Below are 23,050 nucleotides of genomic sequence, written 5' to 3'. Positions count from 1 at the left end.
GTCCTAAAAATTCACCCGGTTCGAAATCGCCCCATCCACGACGAGATTGGAGCCGGTCGTGAACGCCGACACCGGGCTGGCCAGAAACACCGCCGCGCTTGCGATTTCCTGCGGCGTTGCCATGCGGCCCGTCGGATTACGCTTCATCGCGTCGTTGTAGCGCTCGGGCATGTTCTTCTCGATCATGTTCCAGACCCCGCCCTTGAAGTAGACGGTGCCGGGCGACACGACATTCACGCGGATCTTCTTCTTGGCGTATTGTCGCGCCAGTCCCTTGGCCATATGGATCAGCGCCGCCTTGATCGGGCCGTAGGAGCTGGCCAGATCAGCCTGCGCCGCCGAGATCGACGAGATGATGACGAAGGCGGCATCGCCGCTTCGTTCGCCGCTCGTCTCGAGGAACGGCCGCGCGGCGTCGAACGCATGCACGGCGCCGAGCAGGTCGAGCCGGAAATTCTGCTCCCACGATGCGGGATCGTGGCCCTGCGCCATCGCGCCGGCATTGGAGAACAGCAGATCGACGCCGCCAAGCTCCCTAGCGGCGCCCTCGATCCAGGATTTCAACGCCGCGCCGTCGGTGACGTCGACCGGGCCGCCGGTGGCCTTGACGCCGCTCGTCTTTAATTCAGCGACTGTCGCCGCGACCTGATCCGCATTGCGCGCACACACCGCGACATTGGCGCCTTCGCCGGCGAGCGTCGCCGCAATCGCCCGCCCGATGCCGCGCGTGCCGCCGAGCACGATGGCGTTCTTGCCTTTGAGACCGAGATCCATTGTTGGGTTTCCTTTTTGTTGGTCGTGGAGAGTGTAGCTGTTTCGGAAGACGTCCAGAAGCCTCCACATCGTCATTGCGAGCGCAGCGAAGCAATCCAGAAATGCACCTGCGAAAAATAGTCTGGATTGCTTCGTCGCAAGGGCTCCTCGCAATGACGCGGAGGGAGGCGCAACCTCCTCACTCCGGCGCCGCGCCCACCGGCGGGCCGCCGGGCGGGCGGTGCAGGAAGGTCAGCGACGCATAGGCGCCGACCCAGGAGCCGATCGCGGCGAAGGCGACATAGAAGGCGTTTTCGGTGTAGCTGATCACCGCGTAGGATGAGAGCAGGTACCAGATCGCGCTCCAGCTGGCGGCCGGCACGCGCTTGCGTGCGACCACGGCCGAGGTGAACATCACATAGACCGCGTCGGTGGCCGCCGTTGCGACGAACACGGCACCCGCGGTGAGGGGATCGATGGCGGCCATTGCAATCCTTTCTGCGATCATGACATGGTCGCGAAAAGTACAGCAAACGACGAGGGAGAGAAGCGGCCATGCAAAGCCCCGCCGATATTCTCAAGGATATCTGGACCTCCGCCGGCGGCGATCAGGCCGCGCTCGAACGCGTGCGGTTGACCGGCGAGGAGCCGCAGATTCCGTCTTCATTTCGTGTCGCCGTTGCCGGCCAAACCACGATTGCTGCTGCGGGCCTCGCCGCTGCCGAGATCTGGCGGCTGCGCAGCGGGCAGATGCAAGACATCTCCGTCGATATGCGTCACGCCGTCGCCGAATGCCGCTCCGAGCGCTATCTCCGCGTCGACGACCAGCCGCCGCCCCCGGCATGGGACGCGATTGCCGGTGTCTACAAGACCGGCGATGGCCGCTTCGTCCGCTGCCACACCAACTTTCCGCACCATCGCGACGCCGTCTGCAAGGTGCTTGCTTGCAAGGCGGAGCGCGACAAGGTGCAGGCAGCGCTGATGCAATGGAGGGGCGAGGATTTCGAGACGGCCGCTTACGCCGCGGGCGGCGTGGTTGCGCTGATGCGCAGCTACGACGAATGGTCTGCACTGCCGCAGGCGCGCGCGCTCGCGCAATTGCCGCTGATCTCGATCGAGAAGATCGGTGAAGCCGCGCCAAAGCCGTGGCCCCAAAGATCATCGAAAGGATCATCGAACAACGATCGTCCGCTCTCGGGCCTTCGTGTGCTCGATCTCTCCCGCGTCATCGCAGGTCCCGTCGCCGGCCGCACGCTCGCCGCGCATGGCGCTGATGTGCTGCTGGTGTCGGGGCCGGAGCTGCCCGCCATTGACTGGCTCACCATCGACACCGGCCGCGGCAAGCTCACCACCTTCATCGAACTGAAGACCGAGACGGGCAGGGCGCAATTGCGCGAACTGCTGGAGGACGCCGACATCTTCTCGCAAGGCTATCGCCCGCGCGCGCTTGCCGCCCTCGGCTTCGCGCCGGAGGATGCAGCGAAGATCAATCCCGGCATCGTCTATGTGACGCTGTCGGCCTATGGCCATGCCGGTCCCTGGGCCGAGCGACGCGGCTTCGATTCCCTCGTGCAGACCACGACCGGATTCAACGATGCGGAAGGAAAGGCCGCCGGCCTCGAGGGTCCGAAGGAATTGCCGGCGCAGATGCTCGACCATGCCACCGGCTATCTGATGGCGTTCGGCGCGATGATGGCCAAGGCGCGTCAGGTCCGCGACGGTGGCAGCTGGCACGTGCGCGTGTCGTTGGCGCAGACCGGGCGCTGGCTGTGGAATCTCGGCCGGCTCGACGGCGGACTGAATACCCCGGATCTTACGGGCGAAGCCGTACATACTGCGTTCATCGAGAGCATGCCATCTGGCTTCGGCACGTTGAAGGCGGTGCGCCATTCGGCGCTGCTGTCGACGACACCGGCGCAATGGTCTCGTCCGGCGATGCCACTCGGCAGTCATCCGGCACAGTGGCCGGCGCGAAGCTGACATGAAGCTGACACATCGTAGAATTTTAACGCAAACCGAAAGGCGATCGGCGTTTTTTAGGTTGTTTGAAATCCCAATTCGGCACTATTACCGCGACCGATAAGGCAGGCGTCTGCCAAGATCGTCGCAGACACGACCGGGCTCCATGGTAGTTGAAAATACCAAGCGATTGCAGGTGTTTACAAAACAACGGGTGATCACATCCGTAGTTCTACTAGCTCTTGCCGGCGCCGCTGCCTACGGCTTCCTCTCTTCGGGGGCCAAGGAAAAGAAGCACTCCGAGATCTCCAGCCAGTCGCGCAAGAACGCGCAGAACTTCACGCCGACCCCGTCCGAATGGGCGACGTTGACGATCGAGCCGGTCAAGGCCAAGAGCTTCCGGGCCGAGTATGTCACCGAGGGCAAGGTCGCCGTCGACGAGGACCGCTCGACGCCGGTGTTCTCGCCCTATGCGGGCCGCGTCACCAAGCTGCTGGCCAAGCCGGGTGAGACGCTCAAGCAGGGTCAACCGCTGTTTACAATCGAGGCCGCCGACACGGTGCAGGCCCAGAACGACTTCATCGCGGCGATGACCTCGCAGAACAAGGCGAAGTCGGCGCTCGAACTCTCCGATATCCAGTTCAAGCGCGCCAAGGACCTCTACGAGGGCCATGCCATTCCGCTGAAGGACTATCAGCAGGCGGAAGCGACCCAGGTTCAGGCGCGCAACGACATGCGCTCGTCGCAGACCGCGCTGGAAGCCGCGCGCAACAAGCTGCGCATCCTCGGTTTCACCGACGAGACCATCAAGGCGTTCCAGGACAAGGGCGCCATCAATCCGGAAGTGACGATCTATGCGCCAATCGCCGGCACGGTGGTGCAACGCAAGATCGGCCCCGGCCAGTACGTCAATTCCGGCGCCAGCGATCCGGTCTTCGTGATCGGCGACCTCTCCACCGTCTGGCTCACCGCCTTCGTGCGCGAGAGCGATGCGGCCGCGGTGTGCATCGGTCAGGACATCACCGTCAACGTGATGGCGCTGCCGGGTCGGCCGCTGACCGCCAAGATCAATTACGTCGCCGCCGCGATCGATCCCAACACCCGTCGCCTGCTGGTTCGCGCCACCATCGACAACAAGGACGGTCTGCTCAAGCCGGAGATGTTCGCAAACGTCACGATCTATTCGGCCGGTGACCGCGCCGCGCCGGCGGTGCCGAAACAGGCCTTGATCTACGAAGCCGACAAGGTTCGTATCTGGGTCGCGCGTGAGGACAAATCGGTCGAGCTGCGCCAAATCAAGATCGGCCTCATCAACGGCAACCTCGTCGAGGTCACCAGCAATCTGAAACCCGGCGAGCAGATCGTCACCAAAGGCAGCCTGTTCATCGACCGCGCGGCGTCCGGTAGCTGATCGACGACCCAAGAAAATTGAAGACCTGAATGGATCGTCTCGTCGCCCTTGCCGTCAATCGGCGCTTCCTGATGGTCGGCATGTTCGTTGCCGTCTTGATCGGCGGCCTGATCGCGTTCAACCAGCTCAACATCGAAGCCTATCCCGATCCGACCCCGCCGATGGTCGACATCGTGACGCAGAGCCCGGGCCTGTCGGCCGAGGAGATCGAGCGCTACATCACGATTCCCATCGAGACCCAGGTTGCGGGCCTGAAGAACGTCACGACCATCCGCACCATCTCGCTCTACGGTCTTTCCGACGTCAAAATTCAGTTCTCCTTCGCCTACACCTATGACGAGGCGTTGCAGCAGGTGTTGAACCGCTTGGCGCAGCTCGCGCCGCTGCCCGGCAACGTGCAGCCGCAGATTTCGCCGCTGAGCCCGATCGGCGAGATCTTCCGCTACCGGCTCGTGGGTCCGCCGAACTACAGCGTGCTCGATCTCAAGACCATTCAGGACTGGATCCTGCAGCGCCGCTTCCGCGCCGTGCCCGGCGTCATCGACGTCACGGGGTGGGGCGGCAAGAGCAAGACTTATGAGCTCCAGGTCGACTTCAACAAGCTGGTCGCCAACGGTCTGACGCTGCCGCAATTGCTCCAGGCGGTCGGCAATTCCAACGTCAATGTCGGCGGCAACACCGTCAATATCGGCCAGCAATCGGCCGTGGTGCGCGGCGTCGGCCTGATCCGGTCGATCGACGATCTTGCCAATACGATGGTCTCGCAGACGGGCGGCAATCCGGTGCTGGTCAAGGACGTCGCGACCGTCACCGTCGGCCAGAAGCCGCGCCTCGGCATCGCCGGCCTCGACGAGGCCGACGACATCGTGCAGGGCATCGTCCTGATGCGCCGCGGCGAGCAGAGTTCGCCGACCATCAAGCGCGTCCACCAGCTCGTCCAGACCATCAACAATTCCAGCATCCTGCCGCCCGGCGTGCGCATCGAGCGCATCTACGACCGTGGCGACCTGATCGAGCTCACCACCCACACGGTGCTGCACAACATGGTGGTCGGCATCCTGCTGATCGTACTGTTGCAGTGGATCTTCCTCGGCGATTTGCGCAGCGCGCTGATCGTCGGCGCCACCATTCCGTTCGCACTGTTCTTCGCCGTCATCATCCTGGTGCTGCGCGGGGAATCGGCCAATTTGCTGTCGGTCGGTGCGATCGATTTCGGCCTGATCGTCGATGCCACCGTCATCATGGTGGAGGCGGTCTTCCGCCGCCTGACGCAGACGACGCCGATGTCGGAATCCGAACACATGTCCAATGAGACGCTGTTCGGCATGAAGAGCCACGCCATCCTCAGCGCGGCCGCCGACGTCTCGCGCTCGATCTTCTTCGCCGCGGCGATCATCATCGCGGCCTTCCTGCCGCTGTTCACGCTGTCGGGTGTCGAGGGCAACATCTTCGGGCCGATGGCCCGCACCTATGCCTATGCGCTGGCCGGCGGGCTCCTTGCGACGTTCACCGTGACGCCGGCGTTGTCCGCAATCATCCTGCCCGCGCATGTCGAGGAAACCGAGACCAGGGTCATGCTGATCCTGCACCGGCTGTACTCGCCGTTGCTGCAGTGGGCGGTTGCCAATCGCGCCATCGTGCTGGGCGGAGCGGTCGGCCTCGTGCTGATGACGGTGGCGCTCTGCCGTCTGCTCGGCCTCGAATTCCTGCCGAAGCTGGAAGAGGGCAATCTCTGGATTCGCGCCACGCTGCCGCCGACCATCTCGCTCCAGGAAGGCAATTCCTACGTCAACGAGATGCGCAAGGTGATCCGTGCCCGTCCGGAGGTGGAGTCCGTGGTGTCGCAGCACGGTCGTCCCGACGACGGCACCGACGCCGCCGGCTTCTTCAACGCCGAGTTCTTCGCGCCGCTCAAGCCCGTGAGCCAGTGGCCCGGCACGCGTGACAAGGAAGAGCTGACCGCGCAACTGCTCAAGCAGCTCGACGATCGCTTTCCCGGCGTCGAATTCAACTTCTCGCAATATCTCCAGGACAACGTCTCCGAAGCCGTCTCCGGCGTGAAGGGCGAGAACTCGATCAAGCTGTTCGGCAGCGACCTCCAGGCGCTGACCGACACCGCCAACAAGATCAAATCGGTGCTGGCCACTGTGCAGGGCGTCACCGATCTTGCGGTGTTCACCTCGCTCGGGCAGCCGACCGTCCAGATCGACATCGACCGCGCCAAGGCCGCGCGTTATGGCCTTGCGCCGGGCGACATCAATGCCACGATCAAGGTCGCGATCGGCGGCGACACGGCCGGCGACCTCTACGAGCCGGGCAGCGATCGTCACTTCCCGATCATCGTCCGCCTCGCGCCGGAATATCGCAGGAGCGCGGAGGCAATCCAGAATTTGCGGATCGGCGCGCCCGGGCCGAACGGCACCGTCACCCAGATTCCCCTCAGCGAGGTCGCCAACATCAGTCTCGTCTCGGGAGCGGCCTACATCTATCGCGAGCAGCAGGAACGCTATCTGCCGATCAAATTCTCGGTGCGCGAGCGCGACCTCGGCAGCGCGATCCGCGAGGCTCAGGACAAGATCGCCGAGCAGGTGCAGCTGCCGCCCGGCTCGCACATGGAATGGGTCGGCGAGTTCGGCAATCTCCAGGACGCGATCCGGCGGCTGTCGATCGTGGTGCCGATCTCGCTGGCGCTGATTGGCGTGCTGCTCTGGTTCAATTTCGGCTCGATAGCCGACACGCTGCTCGCGATGAGCGTGATCCCGATGGCGATTTTTGGCGGCGTACTTGGCCTCTTGATGTCCGGTACGGCATTCAGCGTCTCCGCGGCGATCGGCTTCATCGCGCTGTTCGGCATCGCCGTGATGGACGGGATCATCATCCTGTCGCAGTTCAATCAGCTCATCGAAGAAGGCATGGACCGCATGACCGCGGTGGTGCGTACCGGGGAGTTGCAGCTCCGGCCGGTGCTGATGACCTGCGTCGTCGCCGGCGTCGGCCTTCTGCCGGCGGCACTGTCGGAGGGGATCGGCTCGCAGGTGCAAAAACCGCTCGCGGTCGTGGTCGTCACCGGCATGATGCTGGCGCCGGTCGTGATCCTCGTGACCTTGCCGGTCCTGATCTCGTTCTTCTCGCGCCGCGCGCGCTGAGCGTCAAAATCCGTAGAGCCGCGCCGGATTGTCGACCAGGATCTTCTTGCGCACGTCGGCATCCGGTGCCCACACCGGAAGCTGGTTGAGCAAACGGCCGTCGTCGATCTGGTAGAGCGGCGCGATGTCGGTGGGCTTGCGTCCCTCGACGTGGCTGGAATCCGGATGCGGCCAGTCGGTGCCCCAGACGATTCGGTCCGCATTTGCCGCGATCAGCGCCTGCGCGTAGGGCACCATGTCCTGATAGTCGGGTGCGAGCTTCGACGAACGATAGGCGCCGGAGATCTTCACATAGGCCTTGCCGGATTTGACGAGCGCGACCAGGTCGGAAAATCCCGGCTGCTCAAGCCCGAGCGAAGCCTCGAGGCCGCCGAAATGGTCGAATACGACGGCCACCGGCGCGGTCTCGACGAGGTCCTTGATCGCCGAGATCATGGCCAGCGTGGTGTAGAGTTGCACGTGCCAGCCGCGCGCCTTCATGCGCTCGACCGCAGCGGTGAAGCGTGGCCGGCCGACATTGGGGTCGTTGACGCCGCCCGTCGCCAGATTGAGGCGGATGCCGCGGAAGCCCTCCTGCTGCATCGTGTCGAGCTGCGCCTCGGTGGTCTTGTCGTCGATCACGGCGACCCCGCGCGCGGTCGCCCCGCGCGCCTTCATGCCGAACAGGGTGGAGGAATTGTCGGTGCCGTAGACACTCGGGGTGACGATCACCACGCGCTCGATATGCAGCGCCTTGTGCAACGCGGCCATTTCTTCAGGGCTTGCCGGCTCCGGCGTATAGACGCGCCCTGCGAAGAACGGAAACTTTTCGACGTCGCCATGGATGTGGGTGTGGCAGTCGCAGGCATGCGCCGGGACCTCGAAATTGATCGGCGTCGCGGGCTGCGCTGCACGCGCGTGGGCTTTGCTGGTCATGGCTGCTCCGGCGGCAAGGGAGGCGAAGAGGACGCCGCGTCGGCTGAGCATGGTTTCTCTCCCTGCTTCGTTATGTGAAGATGATGCCGGGACGGTATCACATCAGCCCGGCAACAGCTGCACTTCGCTGCATAGCTGCTCAACGAGGTCCGCAAGTGGACGTGAGCCGTCAACGCGCACGGCCGGGCAGCGCAAGCCGGCGACCCAGGCCTCGTGCTTTGCGAGGCTGCGGCCGTCGCGGTCACCGGCCTCGTAATGCGCGGCCCATTCGATGAAGGCTTCGGTCTCTTCGTGACGCCAGCCGCCGGGCGCGACAGCATCAGCGCCGAAATGCGCGGCCTCGCGGGCCCGCAGCCGCTCCAACCGTAGTTCGCGGGGTGTGACCACGAAGACGACGAGGTCGAAATGCGCGACGAGCTCGTCGCCCCAACCGGTGGCGGTTCCACTCAATACCCAGTCGTGCCGCGGCAGGAACATCTCGCGCATCAGGCGCAGCCGATCCGCGGCCGGGCGCGTCGTCTGGTAGGGCGGCACGGTTGGAAGCCAGAAATAGTCGTCGCTGTCGTGATGCGGCAGCGCAAGCCGGCCGGCAAGCGCGCGACCGAGCGTCGTCACGCCGGAGCCCGAAGCTCCCATTAGATGGATGCGGCGGCTTTTCATGGGCACCCCCTGACCTGAATGGCCGGCGGCCGGTGATGGCGATCGCGGCGTTCCAGGGCGCCGTGCTCCCTTACGCAGCGCGGCGGCGCTTTGAGGTCCGTCCGCTTGTCGCGGGTTGGGCCGATAATGTCAGACCCAACGCTGCGACAATGCGCATGATTGTGCCGAATTCAGGATTTCCAGTCTCACCGAGGGCCTTGTACAGACTCTCGCGGTTCAAACCGGCTTTCTTCGCGATCGCACTCATGCCGCGCGCACGCGCGACGAGGCCGAGCGCGTCGCGCACGAAATCGGCATCGCCGGTCTCCAGTGCGGCCGCGATATAGGCCGCCTGACGCTCCTCGGAGTTGAGATAGTCGGCGGCGTCGAAGCGCGTTGTCCCGGATGCCGTTTTGACTCTTGTTCTTGCTACCTTCGGCATCACAATGTCTCCGCGAGTTGCTGGCCAGCTTGATGTCTTGTGGCTGCGTGCGCTTGTCGCCACCACATAGCAGGATCACGATCTGCGTTCCGCGCTGCACATAATAGATCCGGTAGCCCGGGCCGTAGTCGATGCGCATTTCCCGGATGTTGCGACCGACGCCCTTGCTGTCGCCGGGATTGCCCATTTCCATGCGGCGAGTGCGGACGGTGATCCGGGCAACCGCGCTGGCGTCCTTGAGCCGGTTCAGCCACTCCGAAAAATACTGGGTTTGCCTCACCTCCATCATAAGGCGCAACTGTAGCCCGTGGGCTACAGAATGTCAAAGAGGCTAGCGTGCACGAGACGGCGGGCGGTCCGTGGCGCTGGGAAGCGATGCGTCGCGGACGCCTAATGCCCTGACGGCGTGCGTAGGCCGTGCCAGGCGTCGCGGACCTGTTGGTAGTGCACCTCGGGCAGATAGTCCGGCGTGTTCAGGCTCAAGGTCTTGACGTCGAGATGGCCGGTGGCGCTGAGCAGCGTGTAGGAGGCGATGACGCGGTCGCGCAGCGCGCCGATCAGGCGGGCCTTGGCCTGGATCAAATCGGCCTGCGAGTTCAGCACGTCTACCGTCGTGCGCTGTCCGCCAGCGGCCTCGCGCTGCACGCCCTGCAGCGCGACGGTTGCGGCTTTCACCTCGGACTCCGAGGCGGATACCGCGACCTTGGCGCCCTCATTGGCAACCCAGGCGCTGACCGCCGCCGTGCGCGCCTGGTTGCGCACCTGGTCGAGCACGAGCCGGCTCTGCGCCGTCATCTCCTTGGCCTGCCGGGTCTGTGCAGCGGCCTGGCCGCCGTCATAGATCGGCGCGGTGACGTTGGCGACGATCGAGGCCTGGTCCTCGGCGAAGGTGCCGAGCGTCGGGTCGTTGTTGCGGCTCTTGCTGGCGCTGCCCTGGATGGTGGCGCTCGGCAGCAGCGCGCCTTCGGCGACGCGGATGTTGGTGGAGGCGACATCGACGTCGAAGCTGGCGGCCATCACCGCCGGATGCTGGCGGATCGCCATGGTCATGGCGTCTTCGCGGCTCTTCGGCAGATAGCGGTCGACGACCTCGGCGGGCCGAAGCTGCGACGGTGAGTTGCCGATCACTTGCGCATAGGTCGCCTGACTGACGGCAAGTGCGACTTCGGCGGCGTTGAGATCGGCAAGGCCGCGATTGAGGCGCGCCTCGGCCTGCGCGCTGTCGGTCGGCGTGACGTCGCCGGCGTTGAGGCGGCGCTGGGTGACCGCGAGCGTCTCGCGCAGGAAAGCGACGTTGGAACGCTGCGCCTCGACCAGTGACTGGTTGGCGAGCACGTTGGTATAAGCGGTGACCGCGTCGAGCAGCACGCCCTGGCCGACATTGCGCAGCGCCTCGCGCCCCGCTTGCACCTGGAGTTCGGCGGCCCGGACGTTGTTGGCGGTGCGGAAGCCGTTGAACAGGGTCTGCGTCACGGTGACGCCGATGATCCAGGGCTTCAGGTTGCCGGTCTGGATCGTGTTGTCGGGCAGAAGATTGCGAACCGTTTGCAGGCCGGCGCTGAGGCTCGCCACGATCTGCGGCCGGTAACCGGCGAGGGCCTGCGGCACGTTCTCGTCCGTAGCGCGTTGTCGCGCACGTTCGGCATTGAGCTGCGGATTGGTCTGGTAGGCCTTGGCCAGCGCTTCCGGCAGGGCTTCGGCCCAGGCGGCGGAGGGCAGGGCGCAACAGAGCGCCAGCGTGGTCCATGTCACAAGCACGGGACCGACGCCCGATCGATGCCGCGTCATCCCGCGACCAGCTCTGGCGGCACGCCCAATCATGTAATCCCGCTTAATACGGCTGTCCGCCCCCGCCGACGGTGGCCTCTTAACTGTTTAACCAGCCGAGGTCCCGCAGGCAAACTGCCGCGGGGAAAACCCCCATGAAATCCGTGCTTGTTGCAGCTTCGTCACAGGTTTTGCGGGAACGCAGCCGAGCCTTACACCAGCCTGACCGTTTGCCGAGATTACCGGTTCTTGTTCACCGGTTTGCGCTTCTCGATGAACGCCGCCATGCCCTCGGAGCGGTCCTCCAGCGCGAAGGTCGCGTGGAACAGGTTGCGCTCGACGCTCATGCCCTCGGCGAGCGTGGTCTCAAAGGCGCGGTTCACCGCTTCCTTGGCCATCGCGGCGGCAGGGCGCGACATCGCGGCGATCTTCTCGGCCGCCGCCATCACCTCGTCCATCAGCTTGTCAGCGGGCACGATGCGGCTGACGAGGCCTGAGCGCTCGGCTTCCGCCGCATCCATCATGCGACCGGTGAGGCACAGGTCCATTGCCTTGGACTTGCCGATCGCGCGCGTCAGGCGCTGGGTACCGCCGATGCCGGGAATGGTGCCGAGCGTGATCTCGGGCTGGCCGAACTTTGCGGTGTCGGCGGCGATGATGATGTCGCACATCATGGCGAGCTCGCAGCCGCCGCCGAGCGCATAACCGGCAACCGCCGCAATCGTCGGCTTGCGGCAACGAGCGATGCGGTCGCCGCCGATCGCGGCAAAATCCTCGGAGAACATGTCGATGAAGCCCTTCGGCTGCATCTCCTTGATGTCGGCGCCGGCGGCAAAAGCCTTTTCGCTGCCGGTCACGATGATGCAGCCGATGGCGTCGTCGGCCTCGAGATCGTCGACGGCCGCTGCGATCTCGCGGAAGACACCGAAGGAGAGCGCGTTGAGCATCTTCGGCCGGTTCAGCTTGATGATGCCGACCGCGCCTTTGCTTTCGACGATGATGTGTTCGAACGTGCTCATGCTTCACCCACGCGTTTGATTAGGCGGGCAATGTGCCCGCTGGCGCGGATGCCTTCAAGGGGGCTAAAGGCCGCCGGAACACGCAGCGAGACGCGCGTTCCGGAGAGGTGTCTCAGGCCAAGAATTCAGACCAGGATCGGGCCGGCAATCACGCCATGAACATGCGCGCGGCGGACGCCAGCGTCAGCAGCGTGCCGACGCCGATGAAGATCTTGCCGATCAGGGAGCTCTGGTCCCAGGCGGAGCTCTGCTGGCTGCTTGCCATCACCGGCGCCGGCCGGGGCTGGGCCTCGGTTGCGGCAATCACCGCCTTCTGCGCCGACGGGTTGTCCTGTTGCAGCGCGCGATCGATGTCGTTGAGCTGATCGGGTGCGACGACCTGGCTCTCGGCGTTCGCGGCGTTGGTATTATCGGCCGCCGCCTGGACATTGTCGTTGGCGCGGTCCGTCATCGCGGAGGCCGCCGCCGCAGTCGGCGTGCCGGTGGCGGCGAGCTGCGCATTGGCATTGGCAACCGCAGGCGGCATCTGGCTCGATGGCGACGCGTCGTTGTCGGCCGCCTTGCTGTCGGACTTGGCCTCGTCGGCCTTTGCCGGGGCGTCGGCCTTGTCGTCCGATTTCTGTGCCGTCTTGCTGTCGCTGGTGCGGCGTGACTCGTGGCGCCGGTGCTTGCTCGGCTTGGCCGCGTCGGCCTGCTTGCCCGCGCTGTCCGATTTAGTTGTTGCTGAGCTTGGGGCCGCCTGTGCAAGGCCTCCGAACAGCAACAAAAGCCCGGCCAGAGCAATCAGGGCCGCGCGCCCGCTGGCTTTCATCATGGTGATGATCTCCCCAATTCCGCCCGCCCCCGGAACGAACAGAGACCCTGGGGCGTGACGACAGCGGGGCAGAAAATGGGAATCTTCGGGCACCACCGGGCAAAAACGGGGCAAATCGCCTCCCGCACCGTCGGCCGCCGGGTGCGGGATGAGCCGATCGGTGTTATGAGCCGTCGCAGAGTTGACGGCCGTATCGGTGGCGAGGTCCGGGCATGGATCACGAATTCGTGATCTGGTGCTGTCCGCGTAACAAATTGAACGAACGGCCGAATTGCATGGTGAGGGGCGCGCGTGCGCGGACGTGAGGACGAATGGACCGGCCTGATGCGGTCGGCCATGGCAGGCGATGATGCGGCGTATCATCGCTTGTTGAAGGCGGTCACACCGGTGCTGCGCGCCGCGGCGAGGCGTGGCTTGGCGCGGGCCGGGCAACCTCCCGACCAGGCCGAGGATATCGTGCAGGAGATATTGTTGGCGGTGCACCTGAAGCGGCACACCTGGGACAGCGAAGCCCCCTTCGCACCCTGGCTGTTCGCGATCGCCCGCAACAAGCTGATCGATGCGCTCAGGCGACGCGGAAGGCGCGTCTTCGTCAACATTGACGATTTCGCCGAGACGCTGCCGGGCGAAGCTGCGCAGGAGACAGCCTCTGCGGGCGAGGTCGCAGCGCAACTGGGCACGCTGCCGCAGCGCCAGCGCGACGTGCTGCAGTCGATCGCGGTCGAGAGCGCCTCGATCAAGGATACGGCGTCGAAGCTTTCGATGAGCGAAGGCGCGGTGCGGGTCGCACTGCATCGCGGACTTGCGGCACTGACTGCCAAATTGCGGGACCACTAGTCATGGATACCGACCAACTGATCCGCTCGCTCGCAGCCGACAACGCTCACCGCGTGCCGCGCGTCGGGGCCATGCTGACCATGGCGCTGCTGGTGGCCGCGCCCTTGTCGATCCTGATTTTCGCGACCTTCCTCGGCGTGCGGCCGGACGTGATGACCGCCATGCGCAACCCGTTCTTCGACATGAAGTTCGCGGTCACATTGTCGCTCGCGATCCCCGCGATCATCGTCAGCCTGCATCTGTCGCGTCCCGAAGCCTTGATGCGCGGCTGGGGCTGGCTGCTGCTGCTTCCGGTCGGGCTGCTTGCGGTTGCGATCGGCAGCGAGGCGATGATGGCGCCGGCGATGCCGATGACGATGCGGCTGATGGGCAAGAATTCCAGGGTGTGCCTGCTCGCTATCCCTGCGATGTCGCTGCCGCTGCTTGCAGGTGCGCTGTTCGGCCTGCGACATGGTGCACCCTCGCGCCCCGCGCTGGCCGGTGCGCTCGCCGGCCTGGTGTCGGCCGGCTTGGCCGCGACGCTCTACGCCTCGCACTGCACCGACGATTCACCCCTGTTCGTCGCGACCTGGTACACGCTCGCGACCGCCCTGGTGACGGCGATCGGCGCGGCGGTCGGATCCAAAGTCCTGCGCTACTAACGAGCCAGCCTCACGCCGCCGGAATCGTGCTCTGCTGCATGCGGTGGAAGCGCAGCACCTGCTGCGCGGTCGACGAGCGCAGCGCCTCGTAAACATCGCGCAGCGCCAGCACGTCGGTCTGCGAGCCGCCCGAGAGCTTCTCGCGCATGGCGATGATGGCGCGCACGCTCGGCCAGGACATGCCCGCGACCTTGGCGAGGATCATCACGCCCTCGGTGCGGCTTTCGATCATCATGGTCTCGGCGGTCTCGACCGCGACGCCCGCGAGCGCGGCGAGCCCCGCATTGGTCTCGTCGAACTTGCCCTGCTCGGCGAATGTGGTGACCTGGAATTCGTTGAGGCGGCCGTCCTCGTGCAGCGATTTCACCAGCGCGCGCGCCATCTCGGTCTGCTTCGTCATGGCGGTGGCGCGGACCCTCTGGGCCACTTCCTGGACCACGCTCGACACCTCTTCCGCGAGCTCCGGATGCGCCGCCTCGAGCTTCCTGCGCACGCTCAAGGACGCCTTCGCAACCAGCTTCAAATAGTGAGGGCGCGGCAGGTCCGGCCGCAGGCCGATGCAGGTGGCGAGGTCGTCGTCGCGTTCGGCGCGCGTGACGAGGTCGGTGAGGCTTCCCTCGGAGAGCCGCGCGCCCGGATTCTTGACGGTCGACTGCACCACGTCCACGTCGCCGCGCGTCACCAGCACGTCGGTCAGCGCTTCCGACAGTACGCGCCGAAGCGAGATCGCCTTGAGATGCGCCTGGCCCCTCGTGCGCGCGATCTCGATCAAGGTCGTCTCGTCCAGCCGTTCCGATTTCGACAGCACGGGCCCGGAGACCTCGATGACCTCGTCGAGCGCGAGCATGCGGATGATTTTCGGCGGCGCGGCCGCGATCGGAGCAAGGCGGTCGGCGAGCAGCGCCCTGGCCGACGTCTCGATCCGTTCGACCAGGCACTGGAAGACGTCGTCGAACACGCGGATGTGGTCGTCCGAATAGTCCACCGCGTTGCCCACGAAGAGATCGGTGACGCGGCGCAGCGCCTCGACCCGGCGCGCGACGGTGCCGTGCGACAGGGCGGTCTGCAATTCCTCGAGCAGGTTCGATGATTTTGCGGATTTGGATCTCATTGCCCTGTCCTGGAGCGTTCGGTCCGGCGGCGGCTTCTGTCGCACCGGAAAAAAATGGATTGGTCAGCTCGTTGCAATGCGGTTGCGCCCTTGCGCCTTGGCGGCATAGAGCGCACGGTCGGCGCGCGCGAGAAAGGTGTCGGCAGTATCGGCATCGCGCAGCGTCACGACGCCCGCAGAAATGGTCACGTGCATGCCCGGGGAGAATGCGTTCCAGTCGAGATCGGCGACGATGCTGCGCAAGCGCTCGAGCATGCGCTGCGCGGCCTCGTCCGACGTGTCCGGCAGCAGCAGCAGGAATTCCTCGCCGCCGTAGCGGCCGAAGCAGTCCGCCGGGCGGATATTGGCGAAAATGGTGATCGCGAAGGTGCGCAGCACCTCGTCGCCGACGGGATGGCCGTGGGCGTCGTTGATGCGCTTGAACCAGTCGAGATCGATCAGCGCGATCGCGAAAGGAGCCGACGCCTTTCGCGCCTTTTCGATCTGGACGTCGAGAAGGCGCATGATGCAGCGGCGGTTGTAGGAGCCGGTGAGTTCGTCGAGCTCGGCCAGTTCCTCGATGCGCTGATAGGCGGCCTTCAGCTCGATGCTGCGCCGGTACAGGATCTTGCGCAGGGTGGCGCCGAACAGGCCGAGAAAGGCGCACTGGCCGATCACCAGCACGAAGCAGAGCATCGAGGCGGTTCGCTCCAGGCGGGTCGCAACCGGCAGTCCGATCGGCAGGTCCGAGCCCAGGAAGACCAAGGCCAGCCCACAGGTGGCCAGGCCCCAGGTGACCATCGCCTGGCGCGAGGTCATGCGCAGCGTGCCAAACGCGAAGATCAGAAACAGCACGGCGAGGAAAGCGACCCCGACGGTCGGCACGGCGAGCAGGAACACCAGTTGCAGCGCCATATGCGTCGAGATCTGGAACACGGTGAGGTAATGATCCTCGAACCGGTCGCCGAAGCCGGCTTCCGACAGCACGGTGAACGTCCCGATGATCAGCAGGCCGCCGAGCCAGAACAGCGACGGAACGGCCATGTCGACCGTGCCGCCATAGGCGTAGAGCAGCAGGACCGAGGCGCCCAGCGAATAGCTCGCCACCTGGCCGATATACATCTGGCGGCGCTGCCGGGCGCGGCGCGCCAGGACGTCGGGGGCCGCAGCCTCGGGCGCGAGGACGATATCCGCGACCTCAGCGGCATTCCTCTCGGGAAAGGACGTCGCGGCCGTGCTCATGGTCCCGCCAACAGGTGGATGTCAGCGTAAAAATCTACGTGGCAAGCCTTTAGGTTTGGTATCCTTTTGAAACCGAATCCGAACCGTGCAGCACGGAACAAGGTAATGGGCTGGCAGGAGAAATTTTGCCGGCGATCAGGCATCGGTTTGCGATGCGATCGAGCCTAAGTTGGGCTTGGCGAGACATATGTCGTGCAACGCTGCTATGGAACCGGATGAGGCCGGGGCGGCCTGTGCCGGACAGGCATTCCGCAGGGAAGTATCTCAGTATTATGTTACCAATCTGGATTGTGGCGGCCGACAGCCGCGTACGGGACGAGAAAAAAGCGCGTATGTGGGGTGGATCACACAGGCGCCCGTCCGACTGCGGTAAGTTGAACAATTTTGCACCACCCGTCGAACCGTCCGCTGCGCCGACCCGACCAACTTTGCGAGATGGCCTTTGAGCGTGACACAGTCGGCTTCGGACGAGGTCCTAATCGCCAGGATCGCTCAGGGTGACCGGCTCGCCATGCAGGTGCTGTACGGGCGGCACCACGTCAGGGTTTACAGGTTCGGGCTCAGGCTCGTCCGGGACGAGCAGGCGGCGGAAGACCTCATCAGCGAGGTGTTTCTCGACGTCTGGCGTCAGGCCGGCAAGTTTGAGGGCCGATCCGCAGTTTCCACCTGGCTGCTGGCAATCACCCGATTCAAGGCCCTGTCTGCGCTCCGGCGCAGAAAGGATTTTGAACTGGACGAAGACGCCGCGAACGCGATCGAGGATACGGCCGACGATCCGGAAACGGTGGTGCAGAAGAAGGATACCAGTGCAGCGTTGCGGGGGTGTTTGACGGGCCTCTCGCCGGAACACCGGGAAATCGTCGATCTCGTCTACTACCACGAGAAGTCCGTGGAAGAGGTGGCCGAAATCGTCGGGATACCGGAGAACACTGTGAAGACGCGCTTGTTCTATGCGCGCAAGAAATTGGCCGAACTGCTGAAGGCAGCCGGCGTTGAGCGAGGCTGGCCATGATGGCTTTGAGCAAGAAGATGCTGGAGCAAGAGCCCAGTGAAATTGAACTGCTGCTGCCCTGGCACGCTGCCGGCACGCTGAACGCGCGCGATGCGCGCCGTGTCGAGGAAGCGCTGGCGCGCGATCCCGAGCTTGCCAAGCAATATGCCGCGATCCGCGGCGAATATGAAGAGACCATTCATTTGAACGAGAGCTTAGGGGCTCCGTCGGCACGCGCGATGCAGAAGCTGTTCGCCGCGATCGACGCCGAGCCGGCGCGGGGAAGCGGCTCGCTGCCGCTGTCAGCGCGCATCTCGACCTTCTTCGCGAGCCTGTCGCCGCGCACGCTGGCGTGGTCGGCGAGCCTTGGCGCCGTCGCGCTCGTGCTGCAGGCCGGAATCATCGGCGCCGTGCTGATGAAGAACCAGCCCGCGACCTTCCAGACCGCCTCGCTCTCGACCGGCACGCCGATCACGCGCGAGCTTGGCAGCACCGCCGCGCCAGCGCGCGCATTGGTGCGCTTCACGCCAGAGGCGCGCATTTCCGACATCACAGGGCTGCTCGACAGCTACCACGCCTCGATCATCGACGGAGCCAAGGGCGGCATGTTCCGTCTCCAGTTCGATAAGGCCATGAACCAGGACGAGCTCGCTTCGCTGCTCGGCAAGATGCAGCGCGAGAAGTTCGTCAACCTTGCCGTCGCGGCGCCCTAGGCGCGCCGCTGAGCCGATGATTGGCAAATCCGAGAGCAGGGTGCGCGCCGGGGCCTACGCTTCATCGGTCGGCGCCGCGCTTCTGATCGCCGCCTGTCTCGGCGTCGAGGTTGCGCAGGCGCAGGCGATCATGCGCACGCCCACGATCAGCGTGCCCTCGCGAACGCCGACCATCTCTACGAACATCACCCCACGGGTCAGTCCCAATATCGCCGCGCGCGCCGTCAGCGTCGATCGCGGCCCACGGACGATCGCGACGATTCCCCACACTACGACCTCGCGCATCCGGCCGACCACGACGGTGCTGCCCTATGCGCGCTACTCGCCGAACCTGTATCCGGCCTGCACCGCGCCCTATCGCGATGCCGATGGAGAATGCCTGGCGCAGCCGAACACAGGCGGCAATGGCTCAGCCAAATCCGGCAAGAAGAGCGCTGGCAAGGGCCGGGGCGACGCCACGCCGGCCGCCGCCAATCTGCGCAGCTTCGCCAACGAATTCGTGGCGGAGATCGATGGCACGCTGTCGCCCGGCGATGCCGACGCGCTTGCCCGCCGGCACGGCTTGACGCGCGTCTCTTCGGAGAATTTCCCGCTGATCGGGGCCACGTTCGGTCTGTTCCGCATCACCGATGGCCGACCGTACGAGACGGTGCGGCGCGAATTTTCGGCCGACGGCAGTGTGCGCTCGGTCCAGCCGAACTTCCGTTATGTGCTCCAGGACCAGAAATCGACGATCCCGAGCGAGGGCGATCCCGCGCAATATGCCTTGGCCAAGCTCCGCCTGCCGCAGGCGCACACGCTGGCGCGCGGCGCCAACGTCACGGTTGCCGTGATCGACTCCGGCATCGACGCCAGGCATCCCGAGCTTGCCGATTCCGTCGCCGACAATTTCGATGCGCTTGGCAGCGCCGAGGGGCCGCACATCCACGGCACCGGGATCGCCGGCGCGATCGTGGCGCATGCCCGGCTGATGGGTAGCGCGCCCGAGGCGCGCATCATCGCGATCCGTGCCTTCGGTGGTGCCAATGGCGGCGCCGAAAGCTCGTCCTACATCATCCTGCGCTCGCTGAATTACGCCGCCGAGCACGGCGCGCAGATCGTCAATATGAGCTTTGCCGGTCCAAAGGACGCGGTGATCGAGCGCGCCATCGCGGCCACCGCCGCGCGCGGCCTCGTGCTGATTGCGGCCGCCGGCAACGCCGGCGCGAAATCGCCGCCGCTCTATCCGGCCGCCAATCCGAACGTGATCGCGGTCAGCGCGACCGACCAGCAGGACCGGCTGTTCGCGGCGTCCAATCGCGGCAATTACATCGCCGTCGCAGCGCCCGGGGTCGACATCTTCGTGCCGGCGCCGGACGGCAAATACCAGATGACGTCGGGAACATCGTTCTCGGCCGCCTATGTCTCCGGCGTCGCGGCGTTGCTGCTCGAGCGCAATTACACCTTGAAGCCGGAAGCGCTGCGCATGACGCTGGCGAAGACGGCGCGCGATCTCGGCTCTCCTGGGCGTGACGAGTTGTTCGGCGACGGCCAGACCGACGCGTTTGCCGCGGTCACGGCCGTTCCCGCTGACAGCGCGACCCCGGTCGCGGCGGCGTCCGGTACAACAAAACGTGAAGATACCGCCAAGCGTCGCGATGAGCCCGGCAGCCGCGCGATCGAACAACCCTCGCTGTCGAGCGCGGATGATAAATCCACGGTTTCTCAGGCGGATAGGCCGGCGGCGCGATAGCGGCTGCGTCAAAGACGCGCGCGAGATCGAAGGTCAAAAAAGCGAATGCCGCGTTGAACGTTCAGCTCCCTGCCACGACCAAATTATGTGGGAGCGGTTATCCCTCCCCATCAGTCATATCAGGCGCGAGCGCCCATCCACCCCAAGCGCCCATATGGCTTGACCCGTCCGGTTGTCCCCCCGGACGGGTCTTCTCTTTTCAGAGCGTTTTTGAGCGACGTGGATTCCGGTTCGCGTGAAGAAAAACGCGTCAAAGCGAGAATCCAGAGCATGGGTTCTGATTCAACCAGAACCGATGCTCTGGGCGTCCGATTCTTTGAATTTCGCGCGCGTTCAGCTTTCGGTTGAAAGGTCGCGCCGGCAACGATGGCCGTCGCTCGTGCAGCAAGCCGCAAGCCCGCTATGCTTGTGCGAAGCTTGACTCGAAATCACAGCAAATCTCCGCACGACTACGGTGTTTGACGACGAACGCGGTGCCGTTGCTGGACAAGTCAAAACTTTTCCACAAAATATTCATGTCGCGTCTAAATTGATTCGTGTGCGTTGCGTCCCCGCGTCCGTGTTTTCTCCTGACGGGCTGGTTCATGACACATCGCCAAGAATCTGACTGCGCGTCTGGTCGTGCCGTGGCTGTTGGCCGCGACGTCGCGGCGCGCTGGTGCGCCCTCGCCGAGCAGCGGCTGCAACATCTCTCCGAAATGTTCGAGACCGGCCGCTGGCGCCGCTATCACACCGAGATCGCATTCCTCGAAAACATCCAGGAAGCCAAGCGCGCCGTCCAGACCTGGCGCGCGCTCGCGACCGGTGGGGACGTCGCCGAGGCGGCGGCGAGCGTGACGCCGGCATTCGGATGGTCGCCGGCGACCATGCCCCGCGTATTTCCGCGTGAGCAGCAAGCGCAGACCATGCAGCCGAAGGCCGTCCACATCGCCCCCGAGACGGCCGCGCCGGTCAGGCTCGATTCGAAGCCGGACGTCCTTGCCGAAATCACCGAAGCCCCGCTCGCGCCGCTCGCCGCACCCGCAGCTTTGGCGTCGTTTACCGCGCCCGCCGAGATGCCGCCGCTTAGGGCTCCCGCGGCGAGGGCACCGCTCGCAGCACCTGCCGTGAGGCCGCCGCTCGCCGCAATGGCTCAATTCACCGCGCCGGACGTGAAGCCGCCGCTCGCGGTGCCTGCCGCGAAGCCGCCGAAGACTGCGCCTGCTGCGATGGCGGCGCTCCTGCCGCAATTCGCCCCGCCGGCCGAGGAGATCGTCGCAGCCCCCGAGCGCGTCATCGAATTCACCTTTAGCCTCGACGGCCTGGAAGCCAAGTACCCGCTGCTCAGGAACGCGTTCTAACGCCGCAGGTGAGGGCAGAGGACCGGAGCCATATCCTTCGCCCCCGTCATCCTGAGGCGCGAGGCATGGGACGCGAGGCGTCCCATGGCGAGCCTCGAAGGATGCGCGGCCCGGCTGGCAGCCGCGCCTACCTTCGCACCGCATTCCCGCCGAGCACCACCTGCGCAAATCGCTGCGCGCCGTCTGCCGACAGATCCGAGGTCACGGCACGGGCGTGATCGAGGCCGACGACGGCGCCGCGCGGGGTGTCCGAGATTATGTTGTTGTTGACCAGCGCAATGCCGGCGCCCGGCACGACGGAGACGCCCACACCCGCGAAGGCCTTGCGGATCACGTTGCCCGTGATCGCGACGTCGCGCAGATATTTGCCCCAGCCGGCGACGATGCCGTAGGACGGCGCGTTCTCGATCACATTGCCGGTCACCGAAGTGTCCGCCTCGATGTAGATGCCGACGCCGGCATCATCATCCGGCGCGGTGCCGATCGGGCGCTTTGGGATCAGATTGCGGATGATGTTGCCCTGGACCACCGCGATGCGGCCGCCTTCGTTGAAATTGCAGACGGAGACGCCGACGGCGGCGCCATCGACCGCGTTGTTGGCGATCACGGCGGCTTCGAACGCGAACTCCGAGTAGAGCGCGACCTCGCGCACGTCGCTGACGCTGTTGCCGGTGATGTGGATATTGGAGGCCGAATTGCCGCGCACGGCGGAGTAATCACAATTCCTGATGCGATTGCCGCGCACGATCACGTTGCCGGCGCGAAAGGCATTGATGGCGTTGCCGTATTGGCCGGAGCCGCCGGGACCGGCCTTGATGTTCTCGATGCGGTTATCACTGACCAGCGTGCCGTCGTCACCGATCGCGGTGCGCAGGATCTCGATGCCGTTGTCGTTGGTGCCGACAATCGTGTTGCGGCAGACGTTGAGGCCTTTGGCATCGAAAGACACAACCGCCGTCACCGCGATGTCAGTGAAGATATTGCCGGAGATCTCGCCGGACACCTGCTCGAGCCAGATGCCGCTGCCGCCCGAATTCGTGATCTCGCAATCGGCAATGCGGACGTCGCGTCCGCCGAGCAGGTGGACCAAGCCGCGCCGTGCCGGCAGTGGAATGCTGCCGCCGTCGAAGATGATACCGGTGAGGCCGATCGCGTCAGAGCCGTCGCTCTGGATCGCCGAGGTCCCGCCGGTGAAGAGAAGCTTCGTCGCTCCGCGCACGCCGATCAGCTGTGCGCCCTTCGGCAGCCGCAGCAGCCCGCTGCGGTAGACGCCGGGCGGTAACGCCAGCGGCATCTGCGCCCGCGCCGCCTCATCGATCGCACGTTGCAGCGCGCGGCTCTGATCTTCGCTGCTGCCGGGCCGCACGCCGTATTGCGTAGCGTCGCGGCCGAGCAGGGACATCAGCGGCGCCGCGCGCGCGGCGTCGGCCGGCATGGCCAGCGCACCGGCGATGCCGGCGGTGGAGGCTCCGATGAGGTGACGGCGATTGAGGTCCATGACGCGTCCTCCGGCGGACGCGGGAGTCCGCGAGGCTTAGGTAGCGCAGGGCGGCAGGTGCCGTGAGGATTGTTCGCGGTAGGGTTAAGTGTTTACCGCAA

General features: G+C 65.2%; 20 protein-coding genes and 1 pseudogene. 9 read left to right on the top strand and 12 right to left on the bottom strand.

All coding sequences use genetic code 11. From position 1 onward, the window contains the following. Positions 1 to 3 precede the first annotated feature (3 nt). Together UNPA324_RS13265 and UNPA324_RS13260 are read right to left on the bottom strand one after the other, a co-directional pair. Positions 4 to 774, bottom strand: coding sequence for an SDR family NAD(P)-dependent oxidoreductase (locus UNPA324_RS13265; RefSeq protein WP_141938856.1), 771 nt, complete (start codon positions 772 to 774; stop codon positions 4 to 6). Positions 775 to 952: 178 nt separating this feature from the next. After that, the gene (locus UNPA324_RS13260; protein WP_128917193.1) at positions 953 to 1,240 is read right to left on the bottom strand and encodes a hypothetical protein; all 288 of its coding nucleotides are present in this window, start codon (positions 1,238 to 1,240) and stop codon (positions 953 to 955) included. Between the two features lie 68 nt (positions 1,241 to 1,308). Here UNPA324_RS13260 and UNPA324_RS13255 point away from each other — a divergent pair, with 68 nt between their 5' ends. The 3 genes from UNPA324_RS13255 (at position 1,309) to UNPA324_RS13245 (ending at position 7,269) form a co-directional block, all read left to right on the top strand. Then, the gene (locus tag UNPA324_RS13255) at positions 1,309 to 2,733 is read left to right on the top strand and encodes a CoA transferase (protein WP_141934850.1); all 1,425 of its coding nucleotides are present in this window, start codon (positions 1,309 to 1,311) and stop codon (positions 2,731 to 2,733) included. Positions 2,734 to 2,878: 145 nt separating this feature from the next. Beyond that, the gene (locus UNPA324_RS13250) at positions 2,879 to 4,123 is read left to right on the top strand and encodes an efflux RND transporter periplasmic adaptor subunit (protein WP_128917108.1); all 1,245 of its coding nucleotides are present in this window, start codon (positions 2,879 to 2,881) and stop codon (positions 4,121 to 4,123) included. A gap of 29 nt (positions 4,124 to 4,152) precedes the next feature. Then, complete coding sequence (locus UNPA324_RS13245) at positions 4,153 to 7,269, top strand: efflux RND transporter permease subunit (protein ID WP_141934849.1); 3,117 nt, start codon at positions 4,153 to 4,155, stop codon at positions 7,267 to 7,269. Between the two features lie 3 nt (positions 7,270 to 7,272). Here the strand turns inward: UNPA324_RS13245 and UNPA324_RS13240 are convergent, their stop codons facing one another. The 7 genes and pseudogenes from UNPA324_RS13240 to UNPA324_RS13210 all read right to left on the bottom strand — a co-directional run bounded on the left by UNPA324_RS13240 (position 7,273) and on the right by UNPA324_RS13210 (position 12,865). Then, entirely contained in the window at positions 7,273 to 8,235 is a 963-nt protein-coding gene (locus UNPA324_RS13240) for an amidohydrolase family protein (protein WP_141934848.1), read from the bottom strand. 51 nt (positions 8,236 to 8,286) lie between these two features. Further along, positions 8,287 to 8,844, bottom strand: coding sequence for a P-loop NTPase family protein (locus tag UNPA324_RS13235; RefSeq protein WP_141934847.1), 558 nt, complete (start codon positions 8,842 to 8,844; stop codon positions 8,287 to 8,289). 70 nt (positions 8,845 to 8,914) lie between these two features. Continuing rightward, a complete protein-coding gene (locus UNPA324_RS13230; protein ID WP_141934846.1) occupies positions 8,915 to 9,265 on the bottom strand; it encodes an addiction module antidote protein in 351 nt (116 codons plus the stop codon). A gap of 76 nt (positions 9,266 to 9,341) precedes the next feature. Further along, positions 9,342 to 9,551 (bottom strand): annotated as a pseudogene (locus tag UNPA324_RS13225) (type II toxin-antitoxin system RelE/ParE family toxin); the annotation flags it as partial. Between the two features lie 104 nt (positions 9,552 to 9,655). Then, complete coding sequence (locus UNPA324_RS13220; RefSeq protein ID WP_181769385.1) at positions 9,656 to 11,053, bottom strand: TolC family outer membrane protein; 1,398 nt, start codon at positions 11,051 to 11,053, stop codon at positions 9,656 to 9,658. A 218-nt stretch (positions 11,054 to 11,271) separates the two neighbouring features. Continuing rightward, positions 11,272 to 12,051 carry an enoyl-CoA hydratase gene (locus UNPA324_RS13215; protein ID WP_128917114.1) on the bottom strand — a complete coding sequence of 260 codons (780 nt, stop codon included), beginning with the start codon at positions 12,049 to 12,051 and terminating at the stop codon, positions 11,272 to 11,274. Between the two features lie 148 nt (positions 12,052 to 12,199). Then, a complete protein-coding gene (locus UNPA324_RS13210; RefSeq protein WP_128917115.1) occupies positions 12,200 to 12,865 on the bottom strand; it encodes a hypothetical protein in 666 nt (221 codons plus the stop codon). A gap of 291 nt (positions 12,866 to 13,156) precedes the next feature. On the opposite strand from UNPA324_RS13210, the gene UNPA324_RS13205 reads away from it, so the two are divergent. Then, on the top strand, positions 13,157 to 13,702 hold the full coding sequence (locus UNPA324_RS13205) for a sigma-70 family RNA polymerase sigma factor (protein ID WP_128917116.1): 546 nt from the start codon (positions 13,157 to 13,159) through the stop codon (positions 13,700 to 13,702). A 2-nt stretch (positions 13,703 to 13,704) separates the two neighbouring features. Continuing rightward, a complete protein-coding gene (locus tag UNPA324_RS13200; RefSeq protein WP_128917117.1) occupies positions 13,705 to 14,343 on the top strand; it encodes an NrsF family protein in 639 nt (212 codons plus the stop codon). A 10-nt stretch (positions 14,344 to 14,353) separates the two neighbouring features. On the opposite strand, the gene UNPA324_RS13195 is transcribed toward UNPA324_RS13200, so the two are convergent. Both UNPA324_RS13195 and UNPA324_RS13190 read right to left on the bottom strand, forming a co-directional pair. Beyond that, entirely contained in the window at positions 14,354 to 15,454 is a 1,101-nt protein-coding gene (locus UNPA324_RS13195) for a DUF2336 domain-containing protein (protein ID WP_128917118.1), read from the bottom strand. A 63-nt stretch (positions 15,455 to 15,517) separates the two neighbouring features. Then, positions 15,518 to 16,675 carry a GGDEF domain-containing protein gene (locus UNPA324_RS13190; RefSeq protein WP_128917119.1) on the bottom strand — a complete coding sequence of 386 codons (1,158 nt, stop codon included), beginning with the start codon at positions 16,673 to 16,675 and terminating at the stop codon, positions 15,518 to 15,520. A gap of 442 nt (positions 16,676 to 17,117) precedes the next feature. Between UNPA324_RS13190 and UNPA324_RS13185 the strand changes: the two genes are divergently transcribed. From UNPA324_RS13185 to UNPA324_RS13170, 4 genes are all read left to right on the top strand, one after another. Next, complete coding sequence (locus UNPA324_RS13185) at positions 17,118 to 17,687, top strand: sigma-70 family RNA polymerase sigma factor (protein ID WP_181769384.1); 570 nt, start codon at positions 17,118 to 17,120, stop codon at positions 17,685 to 17,687. Continuing rightward, the gene (locus UNPA324_RS13180) at positions 17,684 to 18,379 is read left to right on the top strand and encodes a hypothetical protein (protein ID WP_141934844.1); all 696 of its coding nucleotides are present in this window, start codon (positions 17,684 to 17,686) and stop codon (positions 18,377 to 18,379) included. The genes UNPA324_RS13185 and UNPA324_RS13180 overlap by 4 nt, the downstream gene beginning before the upstream one ends. Positions 18,380 to 18,395: 16 nt before the next feature. Then, positions 18,396 to 20,111 carry a S8 family serine peptidase gene (locus UNPA324_RS13175; RefSeq protein ID WP_128917121.1) on the top strand — a complete coding sequence of 572 codons (1,716 nt, stop codon included), beginning with the start codon at positions 18,396 to 18,398 and terminating at the stop codon, positions 20,109 to 20,111. Between the two features lie 626 nt (positions 20,112 to 20,737). Further along, the gene (locus UNPA324_RS13170; protein ID WP_181769383.1) at positions 20,738 to 21,451 is read left to right on the top strand and encodes a TIGR03809 family protein; all 714 of its coding nucleotides are present in this window, start codon (positions 20,738 to 20,740) and stop codon (positions 21,449 to 21,451) included. Between the two features lie 127 nt (positions 21,452 to 21,578). Here the strand turns inward: UNPA324_RS13170 and UNPA324_RS13165 are convergent, their stop codons facing one another. After that, a complete protein-coding gene (locus UNPA324_RS13165; RefSeq protein ID WP_141934842.1) occupies positions 21,579 to 22,949 on the bottom strand; it encodes a TIGR03808 family TAT-translocated repetitive protein in 1,371 nt (456 codons plus the stop codon). Positions 22,950 to 23,050: the final 101 nt, after the last annotated feature.

The sequence above is a fragment of the Bradyrhizobium sp. UNPA324 genome (assembly GCF_006658635.1).
Taxonomy (GTDB): domain Bacteria; phylum Pseudomonadota; class Alphaproteobacteria; order Rhizobiales; family Xanthobacteraceae; genus Bradyrhizobium; species Bradyrhizobium nanningense.
Note: the sequence above shows the minus strand (reverse complement) of the source record. Positions and strands in the feature narration are given on the sequence as shown.